This window comes from Gordonia sp. GN26, assembly GCF_054823965.1.
Genome location: NZ_JSYC01000141.1, coordinates 1 through 1,761, shown reverse-complemented (window position 1 = coordinate 1,761; position 1,761 = coordinate 1). Strand labels below are relative to the sequence as shown.

1 protein-coding gene is annotated in these 1,761 nt (G+C 69.9%); it reads right to left on the bottom strand.

What is annotated here, in order from left to right; translation table 11 throughout:
* A partial coding sequence (locus OK17_RS20415; RefSeq protein WP_461418561.1) for a non-ribosomal peptide synthetase occupies window positions 1–1,761 on the bottom strand: 1,761 nt, incomplete at both ends.

Sequence of the window (1,761 nt, the reverse complement as noted above, 5' to 3'; positions counted from 1 at the left end):
GAGGTCACCGGTCCGGTACATCCGCTCGCCGGTACCTGCCGGGTCGGCGACGAAGCGGTCCGCGGTCAGGTCGGGACGTCGCTCGTAGGCAGTCGCCAACTGGACACCGCGCAGGTACAGCTCGCCGACGACGCCCAGGGGCACCTGATGCAGGCGGGTGTCGAGGACGACCGCGCCTGAATCATCTACTGGCACACCGATGGCCACCGTCGACGACGGTGTGGTCGAGGAAGACACGGGCGTGGGCGTCCACTCGTGGTGGGTGATGCCGACCGCTGCCTCGGTGGGTCCGTAGAGATTGAAAACACGCGCGCCGAGCACATCGGCGGCACGCTCGGCCGTCGACGGTGCCAATGCCTCGCCGATGCACAGCAGCCGGCCCACGGGATGCGGGGTTCCGGCCATGTCGGCGACCGCGTCGAGGTGCGCGTCGAGCAGGGATGGCACGAAGTGCGCCGCGGTGACCGCGGTGCGGCCGATGAGATCGGCGATGTAGCGGGGATCGCGGTGACCGTGCGCGGTCGCGATGACCAGACGGGCACCGTTGACGAGAGGCCAGAAGAGTTCCCACACCGACAGGTCGAAGGTGAGGGCCGTCTTGAGGACGGTGGTGTCGTCGGGGCCGAGGGGGAATTCCGCGGATTTCCATCGCAATTGGGCCGCGATCGCCCGGTGCGAGACCGCGACGCCCTTGGGCGTGCCCGTCGAGCCGGAGGTGTAGATGACGTAGGCCGTGTTCACCGGTCGCAGCGGCGCGATCCGTTCACCGCCGGTGACCGGCGAGGTGGCGGCCGGCGGAACAGCCGTCACGTCGATGACGTCGGCGTACTCCGGGATCGGGACTGTCGGCGGCCCTGCGGTCAGCACCACCGCCGGCCTGCAGGAGTCGACAACCAAGCGGGTCCGACGAGCCGGCGCGTCCGGGTCGACGGGGACGTAGGCGCCGCCAGCGGCCAGGACTGCCAGGACGGATTCGACGAGGGTCGCCGACCGTGAGATCGCGACCGCCACCCGTACCTCGGGACCGACCCCGGCGTCGATCAGGGTGCGGGCCAGTGAGTTCACGCGTGCCGACAGTTGCGCATAGGTCTGCGACGACCCGGTGGCGTCGTCGTGGAGGGCGACGGCCTGCGGGTTTCGCGCGGCACCGCCGGCCAGGAGCCCGGTCAGGGTGGCGTCGTCGCGCCCGCTCACCGGCCCGGTCAGCATGTCGGAGACCAAGTCTGCGGCGAGGTCGCCGACCGGGGTGTCCGCGGCATCGAGGGCAGCGGACAGGAGCTCGACCCACAGCCGGTGCCAACGTTCGACGGTGTTGTGATCGAACAGGTCCCGGTCGTAGTCCCACTGCACGCGCATCGTCGCCCGGCGTTGCGCTTCGCCGCCGTGACCCGATCCGCCCTGCTCCACGACGGTCAGGTGCAGATCAGACTTCGCCACTCCCAGCGACATTTCGAGGATCTCGGCGTCGACCCCGTCGAGAGTGAGCTGTGCCGGCGCGATGTTCTGATAGGAGAATCCGACCTGGAAGAGCGGGTGATGGGCCGCGGAACGTCGTGGCCGGACCGCGTCGACGAGGCGGTCGAACGGCACGTCGGCGTGCTCGAAGGCGTCGAGGTCGACCGTCCGCACCTGCGAGAGCAGTTCGGCGAAGGTCGAATTCGCGTCCAAGTGGGTCCGCAGCACGACGGTGCCGACGAACATGCCGACCAGGTCGACCAGATCCCGGTGGTGGCGGCCGGCGACCGGGGTGCCGACGGCGAT